General features: G+C 59.2%; 15 protein-coding genes and 1 pseudogene. 6 read left to right on the top strand and 10 right to left on the bottom strand.

The features are described from left to right. Positions 1 to 87: 87 nt before the first annotated feature. The 9 genes from DIE13_RS30480 to DIE13_RS33070 all read right to left on the bottom strand — a co-directional run bounded on the left by DIE13_RS30480 (position 88) and on the right by DIE13_RS33070 (position 11,248). Positions 88 to 1,515 (bottom strand): aldehyde dehydrogenase family protein, encoded by a 1,428-nt coding sequence (locus DIE13_RS30480; protein ID WP_089433956.1) that lies wholly within the window; start codon positions 1,513 to 1,515, stop codon positions 88 to 90. Continuing rightward, complete coding sequence (locus DIE13_RS30475; protein WP_124830723.1) at positions 1,512 to 2,747, bottom strand: CaiB/BaiF CoA-transferase family protein; 1,236 nt, start codon at positions 2,745 to 2,747, stop codon at positions 1,512 to 1,514. Before DIE13_RS30475 ends, DIE13_RS30480 begins: the two co-directional genes overlap by 4 nt. A 102-nt stretch (positions 2,748 to 2,849) precedes the next feature. Beyond that, the gene (gabT, locus tag DIE13_RS30470) at positions 2,850 to 4,157 is read right to left on the bottom strand and encodes a 4-aminobutyrate--2-oxoglutarate transaminase (RefSeq protein ID WP_260435145.1); all 1,308 of its coding nucleotides are present in this window, start codon (positions 4,155 to 4,157) and stop codon (positions 2,850 to 2,852) included. Between the two features lie 76 nt (positions 4,158 to 4,233). Next, a complete protein-coding gene (locus DIE13_RS30465; RefSeq protein ID WP_089433957.1) occupies positions 4,234 to 4,713 on the bottom strand; it encodes a hypothetical protein in 480 nt (159 codons plus the stop codon). Between the two features lie 281 nt (positions 4,714 to 4,994). Then, on the bottom strand, positions 4,995 to 6,533 hold the full coding sequence (locus DIE13_RS30460; protein ID WP_124830722.1) for an APC family permease: 1,539 nt from the start codon (positions 6,531 to 6,533) through the stop codon (positions 4,995 to 4,997). A gap of 137 nt (positions 6,534 to 6,670) precedes the next feature. Continuing rightward, the gene (locus tag DIE13_RS30455; RefSeq protein ID WP_060159592.1) at positions 6,671 to 8,173 is read right to left on the bottom strand and encodes an aldehyde dehydrogenase; all 1,503 of its coding nucleotides are present in this window, start codon (positions 8,171 to 8,173) and stop codon (positions 6,671 to 6,673) included. A gap of 191 nt (positions 8,174 to 8,364) precedes the next feature. Beyond that, positions 8,365 to 9,822, bottom strand: a complete 1,458-nt coding sequence (locus DIE13_RS30450; protein WP_124830721.1) for a sigma-54 interaction domain-containing protein — start codon at positions 9,820 to 9,822, stop codon at positions 8,365 to 8,367. Then, a complete protein-coding gene (locus DIE13_RS30445; protein WP_185731224.1) occupies positions 9,809 to 10,987 on the bottom strand; it encodes a PAS domain-containing protein in 1,179 nt (392 codons plus the stop codon). The genes DIE13_RS30450 and DIE13_RS30445 overlap by 14 nt, the downstream gene beginning before the upstream one ends. A gap of 102 nt (positions 10,988 to 11,089) precedes the next feature. Beyond that, positions 11,090 to 11,248 (bottom strand): hypothetical protein, encoded by a 159-nt coding sequence (locus tag DIE13_RS33070; RefSeq protein WP_157644950.1) that lies wholly within the window; start codon positions 11,246 to 11,248, stop codon positions 11,090 to 11,092. Between DIE13_RS33070 and DIE13_RS30440 the strand changes: the two genes are divergently transcribed. The 6 genes and pseudogenes from DIE13_RS30440 to DIE13_RS30415 all read left to right on the top strand — a co-directional run. Further along, a complete protein-coding gene (locus tag DIE13_RS30440; RefSeq protein ID WP_039340459.1) occupies positions 11,247 to 11,849 on the top strand; it encodes a dimethylamine monooxygenase subunit DmmA family protein in 603 nt (200 codons plus the stop codon). The genes DIE13_RS33070 and DIE13_RS30440 overlap by 2 nt on opposite strands. Further along, positions 11,846 to 12,811 (top strand): PDR/VanB family oxidoreductase, encoded by a 966-nt coding sequence (locus DIE13_RS30435; protein WP_060159572.1) that lies wholly within the window; start codon positions 11,846 to 11,848, stop codon positions 12,809 to 12,811. The genes DIE13_RS30440 and DIE13_RS30435 overlap by 4 nt, the downstream gene beginning before the upstream one ends. Positions 12,812 to 12,823: 12 nt before the next feature. After that, positions 12,824 to 13,870 carry a DUF3445 domain-containing protein gene (locus DIE13_RS30430; protein ID WP_039340456.1) on the top strand — a complete coding sequence of 349 codons (1,047 nt, stop codon included), beginning with the start codon at positions 12,824 to 12,826 and terminating at the stop codon, positions 13,868 to 13,870. A gap of 299 nt (positions 13,871 to 14,169) precedes the next feature. Further along, the gene (locus DIE13_RS30425) at positions 14,170 to 14,595 is read left to right on the top strand and encodes a nuclear transport factor 2 family protein (protein ID WP_124830719.1); all 426 of its coding nucleotides are present in this window, start codon (positions 14,170 to 14,172) and stop codon (positions 14,593 to 14,595) included. Between the two features lie 86 nt (positions 14,596 to 14,681). Then, a complete protein-coding gene (locus DIE13_RS30420) occupies positions 14,682 to 15,269 on the top strand; it encodes a hypothetical protein (protein WP_124830718.1) in 588 nt (195 codons plus the stop codon). 107 nt (positions 15,270 to 15,376) lie between these two features. Beyond that, a pseudogene (locus DIE13_RS30415) lies at positions 15,377 to 16,284 on the top strand (IS3 family transposase); the annotation flags it as partial. Between the two features lie 14 nt (positions 16,285 to 16,298). Here DIE13_RS30415 and DIE13_RS30410 read toward each other — a convergent pair. Then, positions 16,299 to 16,646: a hypothetical protein gene (locus DIE13_RS30410; RefSeq protein ID WP_260435144.1), complete on the bottom strand. Its 348-nt coding sequence runs from the start codon at positions 16,644 to 16,646 to the stop codon at positions 16,299 to 16,301. Between the last annotated feature and the right edge of the window lie 120 nt (positions 16,647 to 16,766).

Here is a 16,766-nt window from a genome sequence, read left to right as displayed (position 1 = left end):
AGACGCTGATGGAGACAAAAAAAACGGCACCGAATCTTCGGTGCCGCCAAAGCCATTCACGGATGGACTGGACGAACCCAGTCGGCCCTAACCGTTATAAGCGGTCTTCACGGTAGTGAAGAACTCCGCTGCGTAGCTGCCTTGCTCCCGCGAGCCGTAGCTCGAGCCCTTGCGCCCGCCGAAAGGGACGTGATAATCGACCCCGGCGGTGGGAACGTTGACCATCACCATGCCGGCCTGCGCTTCGCGCTTGAAGCGTGTGGCGTATTGGAGCGACGTCGTACAAATGCCTGCCGATAACCCGAATTCCGTATCATTGGCTATCTGGAGCGCGTCGTCGAAATCTCGTGCCGGGATGAGACATGCTACCGGGCCGAATATTTCTTCGCGGGCGATACGCATTCCGCTGCTCGCGTCCGCGAACAGTGCCGGCGAGAGGAAAAATCCGTCCGTGTCGCGCTTGATACGGTCTCCGCCGAACGCAAGCGTCGCACCTTCTTCCCGCCCGATCCGGATGTATTCCAGGTCGGTCTGCAACTGCTCGGAATCGACCACCGGCCCAATGTGCGTGTCTGCGGAGAGCGCGTGACCCACGCGCAAGTGCGAAAGCCGCTCGACGAGCGCGTCGCGGAATCTGGAATAGATGCCGTGCGTGACGATGATTCGGCTCGATGCCGTGCATCGCTGGCCGGTAGAGTAAAAGGATCCCTGGATAGCACAGGTGAGTGCCGTCTCCATGTCCGCGTCATCCGTCACGAGCAACGGGTTCTTTCCGCCCATCTCGAGTTGCAACTTTGCAAAGCGTGCGCCGGCCGTTGCCATGACCCGCGCCCCAGTCCCGGTGGAGCCGGTGAAACTGATCGCATGAACCTTCGGACTCTCGAGGAGCGCCTTCCCTACGACGCTGCCACGGCCGATAACGAGGTTGAAGACGCCCGCCGGAAACCCGGCACGACTGATGATTTCGCTCAATGCCCACGCGGACGATGGCACCAGTTCTGCCGGCTTGAACACCACACAGTTACCATAAGCGAGCGCCGGCGCAATCTTCCACGCCGGGATGGCAATCGGGAAGTTCCACGGCGCGATGATGCCGACGACGCCGACTGGCTCACGGGTGATGTCGACGCTCAAGCCGGGTCTGACAGATTCGAGGTGTTCACCCCGTACGCGAAGGACTTCGCCCGCGAAAAATTTGAAGATCTGGCCGGCGCGCGCCACTTCACCGATACCTTCCGCACGGGTTTTTCCTTCCTCCCGTGAAAGCAGCTCGCCCAGCTCTTCTTTCCGGGCGAGGAGTTCAGTGCCCACGCGATCCAGTGCATCAGCGCGAGCTTGCACGCCGAGTACTTGCCCGGTAGTGAACGCCTGGTACGCGGCGTCGATTGCCTCGAGAGCCAGGCTCTCGTCCGCCTGTGAGAATTCGTCGACCACGTCAGATGTATCGGACGGGTTGATGTTTCGGTAGCCGTCCGAACCGGGACGCCATTGCCCACCGATGTAGCTCGTTTTCATTTGAGTACCTTGATCACGCGTTGTTTCTGAAGTTGCTCAATGACGTCGTTCGACAGGCCCAGCACACCTTCGAGTATCTCCCTGGTGTGCTGCCCCAGGAGTGGTGGCGGATTCCTGTAGTCAACCGGTGTTTCGCTCATCCGAATCGGACTTGCCACCGTACGCACAATCCCGGCCAATGGGTGCGGCTGTTCAATGACCGCCCCCCGCACCGATACATGCGGGTCCTGGAACGCCTGGCCGATGTCGTTGACCGGGCTGCAAGGAACGCCAGCAGCCTCGAGGGCAGCCAGCAACTCTGCATTGCGCCAAAGCTTGATTTGCTCACGAAGGAGCGGGATAAGCACCGTTCTGAACTCGACGCGTCTGCGATTGGTCGCGAAGCGCTCCTCATTCGGCAGCCCTTCGCAACCGATCGTCCTGCACAGCGCCTTGAACTGTTCATCGTTCCCGACCGCGATTACGATTCGCCCGTCCGACGTCTCGAAGTCTTGATACGGAACGATGTTCGGATGGGCATTGCCCAATCGGACGGGCGAAATCCCGGTCGTGAGAAAGTTCGACGCCTGATTGGCCAACGTGGCGAGTTGCACGTCCAGAAGAGACAGGTCAATCCGCTGGCCTACACCCGTCACCGTCCGATGATGAAGGGCCGCGAGGATGGCCGAACTCGCGTAGATGCCTGTCATGACGTCGGTCAGTGCCACACCCACCTTCTGCGGCCCGGCACCCGGCTGACCGTCTGGCACGCCGGTAATGCTCATCAATCCGCCCATCGCCTGGATCGCAAAGTCGTACCCTGGGCGATTGGCGTACGGACCCGATTGCCCGTACCCCGTCACCGAGCAGTAGATCAGGCGAGGATTCAGTTCTCTCAGGCTGTCATAGTCCAGCCCGTACTGCACCAGGCCGCCGGTCTTGAAGTTCTCGACAAGAACATCAGACTTCGCGACGAGGTCCCGGATGATTTTCTGGCCTGCGGCGGTCGCGATATCAATGGCGAGCGAACGCTTGTTGCGATTGGCGGCGAGAAAGTATGCCGACTCCGAGGTCGTATTCCCATCGCGGTCTCTCAGGTACGGAGGGCCCCATGCACGCGTCTCGTCGCCAAGCGCCGGACGCTCGACCTTGATCACGTCGGCACCGAGGTCGGCAAGAATCTGCGTGGCCCAAGGGCCAGCGAGTACTCGCGACAAATCGAGCACCTTTACGTCGGACAATGCGGAACTCATCGATCAGCCAGGCTAGAGAAGCATTGAAGAAAGGCGCGAACCGAAGCCGCGCCCATTTCCGGCACGGATAAGCGAGCGACGCTTACCCGTATGCCGACACGTTCAGGCCAGCTGTACGACGCCGGCGCCGGCCGTCAACTTGAGGAGGATGCCCTCGATGATGTCCATGCCCTCATCGATGAGCGCGTTCGAAGCCGTCAGGGGGAGCATGATGCGCAAAACGTTGCCGTACGATCCGCACGTCAACAGGAGAAGCCCTTCCTTTTGTGCTTCGGCCTTCAGACTCGTCACGATGTCGGGAGCCGGCTGCCCATCTTTCATGAATTCAATCCCTGTCATGGCGCCGAGACCGCGTACGTCGGCGATTTCAGGGACATGGGCACGCAGGCCGTTGAAGCGGGAACGCAGGCGCTCGCCGATCGCCTCGCTTCGCGCGCAGAGGGATTCCTCCTCCATGACGTCGAGAACCGCGAGGGACGCGACACAGGCCATCGGGTGACCTGCGTACGTGCTTCCCAACCCGCCGGGAGGAATCGAATCCAGCACGTCGGCGCGACCAACAACGGCCGAGATCGTCATGCCGCCGCCCAGTCCCTTAGCCATCGTGGTCAGGTCCGGCACGACGCCGGAGTGCTCCATCGCGAACATCCGTCCGGTCCGGCCAACACCGGTCTGGATTTCGTCCGCGATGAAGACGATGCCGTACGTGTCACAGATGTTCCGCAGTCGCTTGAGGAATTCGGTCGGGGCGGGCGTGTAGCCACCTTCGCCCTGGACCGGCTCCACGATGATTGCAGCAACGCGCTGTGGGTCCACCGTGTATTTGAACAACCGTTCGAGGCCGTAAATGGCATCGTCGACCGAGACGCCATGCAGCTCCGACGGAAACGGCGCCTGATAGACCTCTGCCGACATCGGGCCGAAACCGGCCTTATAGGGCGCAACCTTGCCTGTCAGCGCCATCGCCATGAACGTACGGCCATGGAAAGCACCGTCAAACGAGATGACAGCCGAGCGCTTCGTGTAGTAACGGGCGACTTTGACGGCGTTTTCGACCGCTTCGGCACCGGTCGTCATGAAGAAAGCCTTCTTTGGGAATTGGCCAGGGGCAAGTTCCGAAAGCCGTTCCGCAAGCTCGACGTACGATTCGTAGGCCACGACTTGAAAACACGTGTGGGAGAATTTCTCGGCCTGCTTCGCAACCGCTGCCGACACCTTCGGGTGTCGATGTCCCGTATTGAGAACGGCGATACCGGCACAAAAATCGATATACCGCTTGCCTTCGACGTCCCAGATTTCCCCGTTCTCCGCGCGTTCCGCGAATACTGGATGAGCATTCCCAATGCCTTGGGGAACGGCGCGAGCGCGTCGCGCCATCAAAGCCTGGTTCGTTTGCTCGTTATTCGACATCTTTCACTCCTGTTGATACGGGATGACCGGGTGGTCATCACAATTCAAAGATCAAGCCGGGACGACGGCTCGGTCGTTATTTCGAGACGGTAATTTCGCCCTTTCCACTACCGAACCCAGTCCAGCGGGTGTCCGCCTGGCTGGTAAACACTTCTTTTGAGACGAGCTGGCCCGTTGCAGCCTTCCACTTTCCGGTGCCTCCCTGAAGCTTGAACGTGATGCCGTCGTATACGGTATCGATGGCGCTCAGAAGCTTGTCACCGTCCTTGTCCTTCATCTCGCAGCGGCCGGTGCCTTTCGCCGTAACGTCCTTGCCCACCGTCGTATCAGTCTCGATTCCGACACACGTGGTGTCGAAAAAAACATCGCCCTTTGACGGCAGACTTACCCTGTAGCTGCCACGCAGTTGAAACACCGCCGTCGAGCGATTCGCGCCTTCCGCGATGCTGGGCGAAAAATCCGCCGTCCAGCCACTCGACAAGATCACTGGCTCAGCTGACGCGACCGCAGATGCGAGCAGGACACTGCAGCCGAACAACATCACACCGATTTTCATGTTTGACCTTCAAATAGTCTTTGAACGTGGAACGCAGAACGCCAGCCTGGAGCGGCCCCTTTCAACCAGGGGCCGCCCGGACCAAAGGTCAGACGCCCGTGCGAAATGCAAAGCACAGCACAAACGCTTCTGCCAAAAAGTGGCGGAGCCCCGCGATCAAATGTTTGTATCGCATTTCATCCTCCATTTACTAAGGATTACTACGTTAGCCCGCTGCATGCTGTCGAGTGGCATCTTTGGTTGGAACAACTTCAGCGCTCGGAGAGTCCCAAGACCATTCGTCAGAGGTTCCGCGAGGCCGTTACTTCATGAAACGCACCATGCTCGCCAGACGCAAACTGCCGTTGCCTAGTGAGCAAATGCGCGTCTCCGGCCGGAGCATCACTCTTGCGGTGCGGCTTGCCGATGAAGAGATAGAGCAGCCCGGAGACGACGACCACGACCAGGGTCAGCAGCATGGAGTAGTTCATGTACCACGGAGCTGTCGGAGTGCGCGGCCAGAGAATATTGACGACAGCGCCGATTCCATAGGTGAGCGCAAGGATGTTGACCAGCCATCCGAGGTTGCCCATCGAGAACTGACCGGCCGGGCGCCAGCCGCGCACGCGGGCGAACATCGCACCGAGCACCACCATCTGGAACGCGACGTAAATGCCGACCGCGGCAAAGCTGACAATAATGTTCAGCGCATCCTGGACGAAGAACCCGATGCAGTCGATGAACGCGGACACGATACCGGCAACCACCAGCGCCGCGGCCGGCACGTGAGTCCGCGGAGAGATGCGGGAGAGGAAGCCGCTGCAAATGATCATCTTGTCACGAGCGTAGGCATAAACCAGCCGACTGACCGCGGCCTGGAGGCTGAGAATGCACGACACGTGTGAGATCAGCACAATCCCGTAGACCACCCGTGCGCCAATCGAGCCGAAAGCATGGGTAAGGATGGTGTTGATCGGGTCCGCGTCCTTGCCCGAGATGGCAGCCTGCAGGTCGGGTACCGCAAGGATGAGGCCAAGGCACGCGTAGATGGTGACGGGGATACCGATGTAAATCGTCATCCGCATCGCTCGCGGAATCGCCTTGCCCGGGTTCGGTGTTTCTTCTGCAAGGTCGCCGCATGCTTCGAAGCCATAGCAACAGAACATGCCGACCAACGCCGCGGCAAGGAAGGCGGGCAGATACGAACCACCTGCACTGAAGCTGAACGTCTCGAAGATGACGTGAAGCGGCTGCAGACGGCCGAAAAGGAGCAGGTAACCGCTGACGAGCAACGCGCCCAGCACCTCGCAGATGAAACCGAACATCGCAATGCGTGCCAGCGTCTTCGTGCCGAGAAGGTTGATGAGCGTCGACCCGAGCAAAAGTACGATGGCGATGATCGTCGTCGTTTTCGGTGTGACGTCGAACCCCAGCAGATAGGCAAAGAACGGCGCACCGCCAACAGGGACAGCGGCCACCGTTGTAATCAAAGCCCACATATAAACCCAACCGCTCATCCATGCCCAGCGCGCGCCCACCAGGCGTCGTGTCCACGGATAAAGTCCGCCGGCAATCGGGAATTGCGACACGACCTCGCCAAAAATCAAGCAGACAAACATCTGGCCAATTGCCGCAATCAGATAGGACCAGATGAACGGAGGCCCCCCCGTCGTCATGCCGAACGTGAACAGCGTGTACGCGCCCACGACGGGAGAAAGATAGGTAAAGCCGAGCGCAAAGTTTTGCCACAGGCCCATCGAGCGGTCGAAGCTCGATGTGTAGCCCAACGCTGCGAGTTGCGCCGAGTCGTCGTCGGCAGAGCGGGGGTCAGAGAAGGACATGTTGTCTCCTACCTTCAGATGGAAAATTCAGGCGAAACGGCGTTTGGGGCCGGCGCCACACCGCTATGCACGGTGTTGCGCCAGTTTGCCGACCGGGTCGGCGCGGTCATGCGCCGACTTCCTCCGGCAATGCGGTTTCACTCCAAATTGAGCCAAACGGACTTGCTCTGCGTGTGAGCAAGAATGGTTTCGAAGCACTTGTCGCGCCCCTGCCCCGACTGCTTGAAGCCACCCCAAGGCTGCGTCATGTCGCCGTGGTCGTAACAATTCACCCAGACGATTCCCGATTCGACGTTGCGCGCCACGCGGTGGGCGCGGGTGACATTCGATGTCCAGATACCGGCAGCCAGCCCATAAATGGACGAGTTTGCGATATCGACCGCTTCCTCTTCGCTGTCGAACGGCATGATGGCTGCAACGGGTCCGAAGATTTCCTCGTTCGCAATGCGCATATTGCGATTCACATCGGTGAAGAGCGTCGGCGCCACGAAGTTGCCAGCGCGAAGCTCCGCCGGAATTTGCCCGGTCAGCGCGAGAACACCCCCTTCGCTCTGCCCGATGTCGATGTATGACGACACGCGCTTGTGCTGTTCCTTCGTCACCAACGGACCCATGGTCGTGTCGGGATCGAGCGGGTCGCCCGGCTTGAACATCGTCGGCGCCAGTTCGACGAACTTCTTCACGAACTGCTCGTAGATGCCGCGCTGCACCAGGATGCGCGAACCGGCGCTACAAACCTCGCCCTGATTACCATAGATGCCGCTCACGGCGTATCGGACGGCCGTATCGATGTCTGCTACGTCGTCAAACACGATTTGCGGGCTCTTGCCGCCACACTCCGTCGTCACCCGCTTCATGTTGGACTGGCCGGCGTAGATCATCATCAGCTTGCCGACTTCCGTCGACCCCGTGAAGGAAATCTTGTCGACATCCTTGTGCAACGCGAGCGCCTTGCCCGCGTCTTCGCCGAAGCCGTTCACCACGTTGAACACGCCTGCCGGGCCACCCGCTTCCACGAACAGACGCGCGAGCAGGAGCGCGCTCGTCGGCGATTGCTCAGCCGGCTTAAGGACGACCGAGTTACCCGCAGCCAGCGCCGGCGCGACCTTCCACGCTGCCATCATCAGCGGATAATTCCACGGCGTCACCGCACCGACGACACCGATGGGCTCACGGGAGATGAAATGGAAAGCGCTCGACGCGGTGTTGGTGACAACCCCTTCGATCTTGTCGATTGCTTCGGCAAAGTACTGGAACGTGTGAGCCGAGAACGGTACGTCGCCGTTCAAAAGATCGCTGATGGGCTTGCCCATGTCGAGGCAGTCCAGCAACGCGAATTCTTCGGTATGTTCGTTGATGAGTTGAGCCAGGCGGAACAGCACATCCATTCGGTCGCGCGGCGCCATCCTCGACCAAACCCCTTCCTTGAAGGTGCGGCGAGCGGCGGCCACCGCAAGATTGATGTCCTTCTCGTTGCCGCGCACCATCGTGTGCTGGTCAAGGCCAGTTGCCGGATTGACCGTGGTAAACCGACCGCCATCGACTGCATCGACAAACTGGCCGTCGATGAACAGTTTCGTCTGGACATCGAGACTTTTTGCCTTGGCATGCCAATCAACCACTTTGACTTCTTCGCTCATTTCTTGATGCTCCTCAAACATGTTTTAGCTGGTGCTCCGAACGAACCGCCAGTCGGACTACACTAATGCACCTTCCGTGCCAATTGCATGCCTGCGCGAGAGAAGCCTTGTATCTATTAGGTTTGCTGGCTTTAGTTAGCTTCCTGAAATATCGGTTGATGCACTGTCGTATCGAACGATGCGTTTCCGCATCATGCTTCTGCAGCGGCAGAGGGTCTGCTCTTTCTCGAGATGGTGGCGATGTCCGTCTGGAGCAACTCCGCGGCTTTGCGTTTGCTGCCACAGCGCCTGATGGCATCCTCGATGACTTTGCTCTCGTAGCGACGTACCAGCGCTTTAAGACTGAGCTCTGATGTCTCGCTCTCATCGACGATATCGACAGTCAATACATGCTGGCCGATGCCGAGCGGCTCCCCACCATCGAACGGCCCGCTTGCGGATGCCTCGAGCGGCAGATCCTCTTCGCTTGCCGTGCTTTCGCATGCCACCGACAGGTATTCGATGAGGTTCTGAAGCTCTCGAATGTTGCCGGGAAACGCGTACTGCCGGAGCTTGTCCCGACACGCCTTGGTGAGCTGCAGCGGCGTCTCGCGCCGCTGGTTGACTGACGAAAGGAAGCGCTCCACCAGAGGATCGATCAGGTCGCGCTGCAGACGAAGTGGAGGCAATGAAAGCACGACCACCGACAACCGGTAGTAAAGGTCCCGACGGAAGCGGCCCTGTTCCACCAGTTCACGCAGATTCTGGTTGGTCGCCGCTACCACATTGACCTTGACCCTTCTCGGTTGCATCGCGCCGACCCGCTGCACCAGACCCGATTCAAGAACCATCAGCAGTTTCGCCTGCGACTGCAACGGTGTCTCGCCAATCTCGTCGAGAAACAACGTTCCCCCGTCGGCGGATTCGATCAGACCCGGCTTGCCCCGAGTAAGCGCACCTGTGAAGGAGCCCCTTTCATAGCCGAACATTTCCGACTCGAACAAGGATTCGGGAATACCCGCACAGTTGACGTGGACGAAAGGCGAGCTTTCCCGGCCGGAACGGCGGTGCAGCAACTTCGCAAATTCCGTCTTGCCGACACCGGACTCGCCCAGCAACAGCACGCGACTCCCCATCGAGATCGCGCGCTGACCAACGGTCAGCAATCTCGCCGTGTCTTCCGTCACCCCCATCAACGGGCTCGGCTCGGATTGCGGCTGGCTCGCCTCCTTGCCGCCCTGCCCGGCATTCAACGGGGCGCCCTTGGTGAAGGCGTCGAGGTTACGCTGCAGAATGATGTAGCAGGTCATGGCGCCCTTGCTGTCACGCAAGGCTCGCCCCGTAATCACGAGACGTCGGCCCGTGCCATCGACGAGGTTCTCGTGGTAGCGCTCCCCCTTGTTGAACGCTTCCAGGACGCCAGGGCATTGTATGAATGACTCGTTGACGAACTCGAGTAGCGGCCGGCCCACGATGGAGGCTCTAGGCAACTCGTTCATGCTTTCACCCGCCGCATTCACATACCGGGTCACGCCCCCTCGGTCGATCATGAGCATCCCGTCCGGCAATAGGTCGCAGATCGTGCTCCATCGAGGGTCGTTGAGAAATTCCAGCAGTTCGTCATGCGACCAGCCGGTCTCGTCCCGCTCGGACATGTCAGCGAACTTCATTCGAGGACCTCTTCGAAACGGTGACGGCGCGCCGCGCCTGGCCGGAACTGCGCACGACAGGTGCGACAGGACGAATGGAAAAAACGAAATCCGAGAATAGGTCGTCCCCTACCGGGCCGACTCGCACATCACAGTCCATCACGGCGCCGTTCGAGAATTTGACGACATCAAGCCAGCGATGCGTTTCGCCGTTGCTCCACTTGCGTGCAACGTCGGCATCGGCGAGCGAGATGAAATCGCCGATCCGGCCGTGCAAGATGCTCGACGCGGGACAGTTGAAGAGCCGTTCGCAAGCGGGGTTGACTGCGGTGATGGTCCCGCTTCTGCTTGCGACCAGAATCGCATCGGGTATCGCGCTGAGAATGCGCTGGACGGTCTCTGCAGACTGTACGAGCTTGTCACGTTCGTTTCTGAAGTCGGTAAGGTCTTGCAGCGTCCCCCACATCCGGGTGAGATAGCCGCCCTGAATCTTGCCTCGAACGTTGTTCTCGACATACATCGTCGACCCGTCATATTTCAGGTCGATCGTGAGGCTGCGATCGACGTTGAAGTCATTCCGGATGAGATTGCGTACAAATGCCTCGTTCTGGGGGCTGCGAGGGAAGTAGGTTCGGACGGGTTGGTCGTTAATGTCCACGCCTTCGGGCAGCGAGTAGAAGCGCGACATTGCTTCGTTGCAGTTCGACCAGTGACACTCGTTGGAAAACACCTGGCGGATGATCTCCGGCTCGCTCTCCTGAAGATTGACGGGTTCAGTGAACTCTATGCACCACATAGGTTGGCTCGTGGTTTCGATGTAACCACGCAGCAGTTCGGCACCATTCTGCACTTGCGCCAGAAGCTGCCTTCCTCCAACACTCTCGACCGCGAAAACCTGCAACGCCGGTTCTCCGTCATGAAGCGTCCCGACGAGCCGGGAACTGACGGCCGTAGGTACACCTTCCAGCACCATCTCGAGTTCTTCGTTTGCGGTCACCGTGTCAAGCGTTGGGAGCACCAGATAGTTATAAAGGATACCTATTGAATTCCCTGTAAAGAGGGAGGCGCTCGGCATACCGATGAGCGATTCGACATTTCCGCACCATTCCGTCAGGAGCGTGCTTGCGTCGAGCACCGCTCCCGACCTCGCGATGGTGAGCGCCAATACCGGGATGTTTGACAGCACGAGGACCTCCATCACAGCGCCGTCCCGACGTCGGGACTGATGCGCATTTGTTGCTCGTTGCTGCGAATTTGCATCGATCAAAAATATTGAGATAGTTATTTTTTAGTAGGGATTTCCCTGACGCTCCATGTGCGACAAGGCGTTCAGGCTGCTGGCACGAGTCTCGCTTTGCAGTAGGGCGAACTCGTTTGCTGCGGCTGCCTTGATGTGGCTGCCGACGCGGCGACGGATCGAACGAACGTCCAAGGAGGCTTCAACCATGTTAATCACCGGCATAAAAAGCCGTCCGGTGTATGACGTCCTCGCACCGATGTCCAACGGTGCGCTCCACGTCATAGCGGGTCAGGGAAGCGGGGGCCAAGCGCTCTTGCGTTTGCTCGGCGAGTTGTCCGACAAGTCAGAGCACATCGTCGTCTTCTATTCCACCGAGTCGTTTTCGGGGAAGGACTTCTCGGCGGAGCTTCAGGCCATCGAAACGGAGAACCTCAGGCTCTTCAAGTCGAACGCCGAACTCGTCGGTTACCTGGAAACGTATTTGTCGACGGCGAAGACTGGACTGCGTCTTTATCTGGCCGGTTCGGAGAGCTTCATCGGTACGGCGATGCAAGTCGCAAACAAGTTCAACCTGAACAGCGACGAGGTGCTGCGCGAGCACGGCGGCACATACGTTCGCCGTGTCTGGTGTGTTCACTGCGATACCTACACGGAGAACGTCACGCATCGTGTTTTCAAGTGCCCCGGCTGCGGCCTTGACCTCGTGGTTCGCGATCATTACTCGGGTCGCCTGGCCGCATTCATGGGCGTGAAGGCAGACGCGGAACAGACCGGCAACATGCCGGCGGCAGAGGAGCTCGACACATGAACGCGCATGCAGGTACGTTGCCGGTTGTTGTCACCGCAATTGAAGACATCACCCCGCTCATCAAGGTATTCACCCTTCAGGACCCTTCCGGCAAGCCGCTTCCCGGCTTCTCCGGCGGAAGTCACGTGGTTGTGCTGATTCCCGACGAAGGAAAAATCTATCGCAACCCGTACTCGCTGATGAGCACGCCGTTCGACACGACGTCGTACAGAATCGGCGTTCGTCGCCAAGACAATGGTCGCGGTGGATCGCTCGCCATGCACAACGATGTTCGCGTCGGCATGACGCTTCACATCACGCATCCGGTCAATAATTTCCCGCTTAACCGTCGGTCGCTGAAGCACATCTTTATTGCAGGCGGCGTCGGCATCACGCCCATCATCTCCCAGATTCACGACCTTCAGGTCGGCTCGGTCCCTTATGAACTGCACTACGCGGTCCGCAACACCGACCACAACGGGATGAAGCAATTTATCGCGGGCGACGAGATCGGGTCCACGGAGCTCTACTACGACAGCGCTGACGCTCAGATCGACTTTGACGCGATTCTCGGCAATCAGCCGTTGGGCTCCGATGTCTATATTTGCGGCCCGGCTCCGATGATTGAAGCGGTTGTCGCTTCCGCACGCGCGCTCGGGTGGGCGGACAGCCACATTCACTGGGAAGAGTTCGTTGAAGCATCGACTGGAGACGCGTTCGAGGCGTTTCTGAAGAAGGCCAACAAGCGGATCATGGTCCCGCCCGAACTCAGCCTGCTCGAGGCAATCGAGGGCGCCGGCCTCGACATGCCCTACCTCTGCCGTGGTGGTGCCTGTGGGCACTGCGAAACCGACGTGCTCGAACTCGATGGTGAAATTGAACATCGAGACATCTGGCTCAGCGACGACATCAAGGCATCCAATCGAAAGATGATGCCCTGCGTGTCCCGCGCCAAATGCAAGAAGCTTGTCCTCGACCTGTAACCGGAGCGAATCATGTCTATCGTCTTCAACACGACCGAAACCTTCCGCGACGATTACACGTTCCGGAACAGCAAAGAAAGTATCCAGCGTTGGCCGTTCCCGTTCTTCGAGGACAAGTACGAGTACACGATGAATCTGGAGCCTCACGTCAAGGTTCCCGGTACCGTGTACGCCGCCAACTTCGACATCGACGAGCATTACGTCGCGGAGATGAAGGAACGCGCGATTGCATTGGAGGAGCGTCCCGGGCAGCATTTCAAGGCGCTGCCCAACATGATGCAAGCGCAGTGGGACCTGCTCGAGTTGATCATGGAGTCGTATGCGGCCGACTACCCGGAGTACTTCACTTTGAGCATTGACGGCTCGCAGTGGACGTGGGAGAACAAGCTGCTGAACATCAAGGACACCTTCACCTTCGGCGACCCGAAAACCCTGCCGTATGAGCCGATGGAATACATCACTCGCCAGGCTCAAGGTGAATGGATCGTCGTGGATGACCGCGACGATACCCTCTATTGGTCCGCTGCGATGGCGACCGAACGCGCCGATTACTCATTGCGCTTCAACCTTGGCATGAGCTGGAAGGAGTGGCACGGCCCGACGATCTCGTCGCTGCACGACAGCGGCATTCTCGAGCGGGGCCTCAAGTTCCTCAAGCGCATGCGTATCGGCCATCCGGTGCGGCGTCTCAACTGGACTTTTACCGTCAACCCGCGCCTCGAGACGTCCGCAGAGACGCTGCCGGAGTGGGCCCCCGACAGAGCGAAGCTCACGCTCGACGATGTGGGCAAGAAGGTCAATATGCGCGTCGAGTTGCAGCCGCTGCACCGTTTGCCACGGAGCAACGCGATCGTGTTTCCCGTGCGGACGTATTTCGCAAGCCTCGAAGAACTGTGCACCATCCCGAAGTGGGGCCGTCGCATGCACCGCGTCTTGCGAGACCTGAACCCTGAAATCCGGGACTACAAGGGCTTTACGCTTTACCACGACTTGATGGTTGAGTACCTGTCGAAGTTCGACGACGGCGCTCCGACTTCTCCCGGAAACGGTCCGGAGTAAGCGCCTTTGCGCAGGCGCCGCGTGTTTCCCGGCGCCTGCCCATGTACCCGGCAGCGAATATTCCAGTGTGATATCAGGATCGTGGAAACCCGCGCCGCGGTTGATTGCCGGCGGCGTATTTCACCCGTGTGCGGCTTCAAGTCAGTGTGAGTGCCCTCGCGCTACATCACCCTCACGCACGGCACCCTTACGTGGAACTGCGAAGGTCGCGAGCGACGACTTCGAGTGCTCGCGTCCATCCCGCTGCTGGACGACTTTCTCGCTCTTTTCCGATGTTACTTTCAACCAAGGAGACATTCATGTCGCAAGCGCAATCTGAAGAGCAACTGGACCAAGCGTTTCAACAAGCGATTGCCGCGAATTACGCGGTGCTGACTAACGGTTTCGCGACCAACAACGCAGGTACCGTCGCCTACGAATTCTTCACGTCCGATGCATGGTCCGTCGGTGCGGAAGAGGAGACGGCCATTGGAGCGAAGGCTATCGAAACGCTTTACGCCGACTTCGTCGGTGCATACACCTTTGAGGCCAAGTCCGTCTCGGCCCACCGGGTGGGTGATGCCGGATGGGACTTTGCGGAGGTCACACTCGTGTCAACGGACGGCCAGAAGGAAGTTCATCCGTACAAGGTGCTCTACGTTTGGGAGCGCATTGACGGCAAATGGACCTGCAAAGGACAGATGTACGTTGAAGGGAGTTTCAAAGGTGCGGTCGCCGGCGTTTGAACGGTCGGAACGATGACCTTTACCCGCGCGATATTCGCGCGGGAATTCCTTCCACGCTTTGGTCGATGTTTCAGGGCTAGCCTACGATGAAGTTCGACTTTTCGGTCACCCGCTCGCTACACCTCTACGGGCTGAGCTTTCCATTCGACATAATCATCAAATGCGCGCGAGGATTGCAGAATGTCGAAGGTATCGAGCTGGTGCCGAGCCAACGACAACGTTGCATTCAGATTCCGGTGAGTCGCCGCTTCGATTATCAATTGGAACCGGATGTCAGCGGTGCAGCTGAGGCGGTGGTTCACATTCTTTGCGAGCACGATTGCGGCGTGACGATGACGGCGAAGGACTGGGGGGACCTGTCTCTCGCAACCCACACCAAGACGGCCTCGATCTCGCTGGCGCTCGCTCGGAAGATATTCCTCTATCCCCATGACCGATGGACGCTGGCGACCATTGCAGATCAAACTGAAACGACTGTTCGCGCACTGCAAGCGCGCATCTTCCGTGAGAACGCTGCATTCTCGGAAATACTGTCCCGCCAACGCAGACTGCGAGCGCTACTCGACATGCTTGCAATGGGTGTTCATGTCGGCGACGCGTCGCTGAGCGCACCCAGGACTCGCGGGGAAACGTCATTGAGGCGGACCCTGGCTCGAGGCTATCTCATACTCTGACGCGCCAGTTCGAAGTCTGGTCGGCAATCGCGGCCCTCTTTGGCTGCGCAACGGCGCACGTCCCGACTCGCCACCACCGCAATCGGTGGACACCTAGGCACGTCGGTCAGAGCGCCGTGCGGTACGGTCGAGCAAAAAAATGGATTGAGCGCTCGCCATCGTTGCCGGGGGACGACCAGTGAAACAGGTCTGCGAAGTTCTCGGCGTAGCGCGCTCGAATGTGACGGCGAAGCTCGCCCGACCTGCCGATTGGCGTGACGGGCGCACGGTGAGGCACACCAACGACGCCAAGTTGGTCGAGGAAATCCGGCACATCATCGCCGACTTGCCGAGCTGGGGTTACCGGCGCGTCTGGGGCAGGCTTCGAAGCCTGCGGGAGAACCAAGGCGCGGCCCCCGTTAACGTCAAGCGGGTCTATCGCGTCATGCGCGTACACAGCTTGCTGGTCGAGCGCAGGACCATGCCGCAGCGTCGGCATGACGGCAAGGTCGCCGTGGCGAAGAGCAATCAACGCTGGTGTTCTGACGGCTTCGAGTTTCGTTGCGACAACGGCGAACCGCTGCGCGTGACGTTTGCGTTGGACTGCTGCGACCGCGAAGCGATGAGCTGGGCGGCGACGACCGGCGGCCACAGCGGGAACATCGTGCGTGACGTGATGCTCGCGGCCATCGAGCACCGCTTTGGCGACGCCTTGCAGGCGCCAGCGGAAATAGAATGGCTTACGGATAACGGCTCGGGCTACATTGCCGAGAAGACCCGCGCCTTCGCTGCCGACATCGGCCTGAAGCCATTGACGACGCCGGTGTGCAGCCCACAAAGTAACGGCATGGCGGAGAGCTTCGTGAAGACGATGAAACGCGACTACGTGACCTTCATGCCGAAGCCCGACGCGGCGACGGCCGTGCGCAATCTCGCCATCGCCTTTGAGCATTACAACGAGCAGCATCCACATAGCGCCTTGAAATATCGCTCTCCACGTGAGTTCAGGCGAACTATGGTCAGGGAGGGAGTCTGATGCAACCTGATGTGCTACTTCGTCTCCGGCTCAGAACCACGGCCGAAGGAGGACGAGATGGGCCGGTATTCGTAAATCCGGGTACGCACTTCGGTTGCCCCCTGGTCATCGAGGGTCGGCACTTCGATTGTCGCTGGTTGCTGGAAGGTCGACTTCTCGAACTTGGTCACGAACACGATGTACCGGCAAAGTTTCTGTCCTTCGCCCTGGTTGCCCCACTTCTGGCTGTCGGCAAGGAAATCCAGATGTGGGAGGGCAAGATCTTCGCGGATGGCGTCATTACGGACATCTGTCGAACACCTGATTCGCAATATTGACAAGTTTGTTCTAGCGCGTGTCCGGAGATACAGGGGCAACTCCATGCAACTGCTCGCAGCTACGGCTACGGTTTGTCATCTCCGTTGGAATGAGCGGCCCCCAGTAAACAGTGCCATGATGTAAGCGAGTTTTCGGCGGACTTTTTCAGTATGAAAGGAGCCGTA

This window comes from Burkholderia sp. Bp9016 (genome assembly GCF_003857765.1).
Classification (GTDB): Bacteria; Pseudomonadota; Gammaproteobacteria; order Burkholderiales; family Burkholderiaceae; genus Burkholderia.
Note: the sequence above shows the minus strand (reverse complement) of the source record. Positions and strands in the feature narration are given on the sequence as shown.

Excerpts from the sequence above, each read along its gene's own strand:
- DIE13_RS30480 (WP_089433956.1), bottom strand. The coding sequence starts at position 1,515 with ATGAAAACGAGCTACATCGGTGGGCAATGGCGTCCCGGTTCGGACGGC.
- DIE13_RS30475 (WP_124830723.1), bottom strand. The coding sequence starts at position 2,747 with ATGAGTTCCGCATTGTCCGACGTAAAGGTGCTCGATTTGTCGCGAGTA.
- gabT (WP_260435145.1), bottom strand. The coding sequence starts at position 4,157 with ATGTCGAATAACGAGCAAACGAACCAGGCTTTGATGGCGCGACGCGCT.
- DIE13_RS30465 (WP_089433957.1), bottom strand. The coding sequence starts at position 4,713 with ATGAAAATCGGTGTGATGTTGTTCGGCTGCAGTGTCCTGCTCGCATCT.
- DIE13_RS30460 (WP_124830722.1), bottom strand. The coding sequence starts at position 6,533 with ATGTCCTTCTCTGACCCCCGCTCTGCCGACGACGACTCGGCGCAACTC.
- DIE13_RS30455 (WP_060159592.1), bottom strand. The coding sequence starts at position 8,173 with ATGAGCGAAGAAGTCAAAGTGGTTGATTGGCATGCCAAGGCAAAAAGT.
- DIE13_RS30450 (WP_124830721.1), bottom strand. The coding sequence starts at position 9,822 with ATGAAGTTCGCTGACATGTCCGAGCGGGACGAGACCGGCTGGTCGCAT.
- DIE13_RS30440 (WP_039340459.1), top strand. The coding sequence starts at position 11,247 with ATGTTAATCACCGGCATAAAAAGCCGTCCGGTGTATGACGTCCTCGCA.
- DIE13_RS33070 (WP_157644950.1), bottom strand. The coding sequence starts at position 11,248 with ATGGTTGAAGCCTCCTTGGACGTTCGTTCGATCCGTCGCCGCGTCGGC.
- DIE13_RS30435 (WP_060159572.1), top strand. The coding sequence starts at position 11,846 with ATGAACGCGCATGCAGGTACGTTGCCGGTTGTTGTCACCGCAATTGAA.
- DIE13_RS30430 (WP_039340456.1), top strand. The coding sequence starts at position 12,824 with ATGTCTATCGTCTTCAACACGACCGAAACCTTCCGCGACGATTACACG.
- DIE13_RS30425 (WP_124830719.1), top strand. The coding sequence starts at position 14,170 with ATGTCGCAAGCGCAATCTGAAGAGCAACTGGACCAAGCGTTTCAACAA.
- DIE13_RS30420 (WP_124830718.1), top strand. The coding sequence starts at position 14,682 with ATGAAGTTCGACTTTTCGGTCACCCGCTCGCTACACCTCTACGGGCTG.
- DIE13_RS30410 (WP_260435144.1), bottom strand. The coding sequence starts at position 16,646 with ATGGAGTTGCCCCTGTATCTCCGGACACGCGCTAGAACAAACTTGTCA.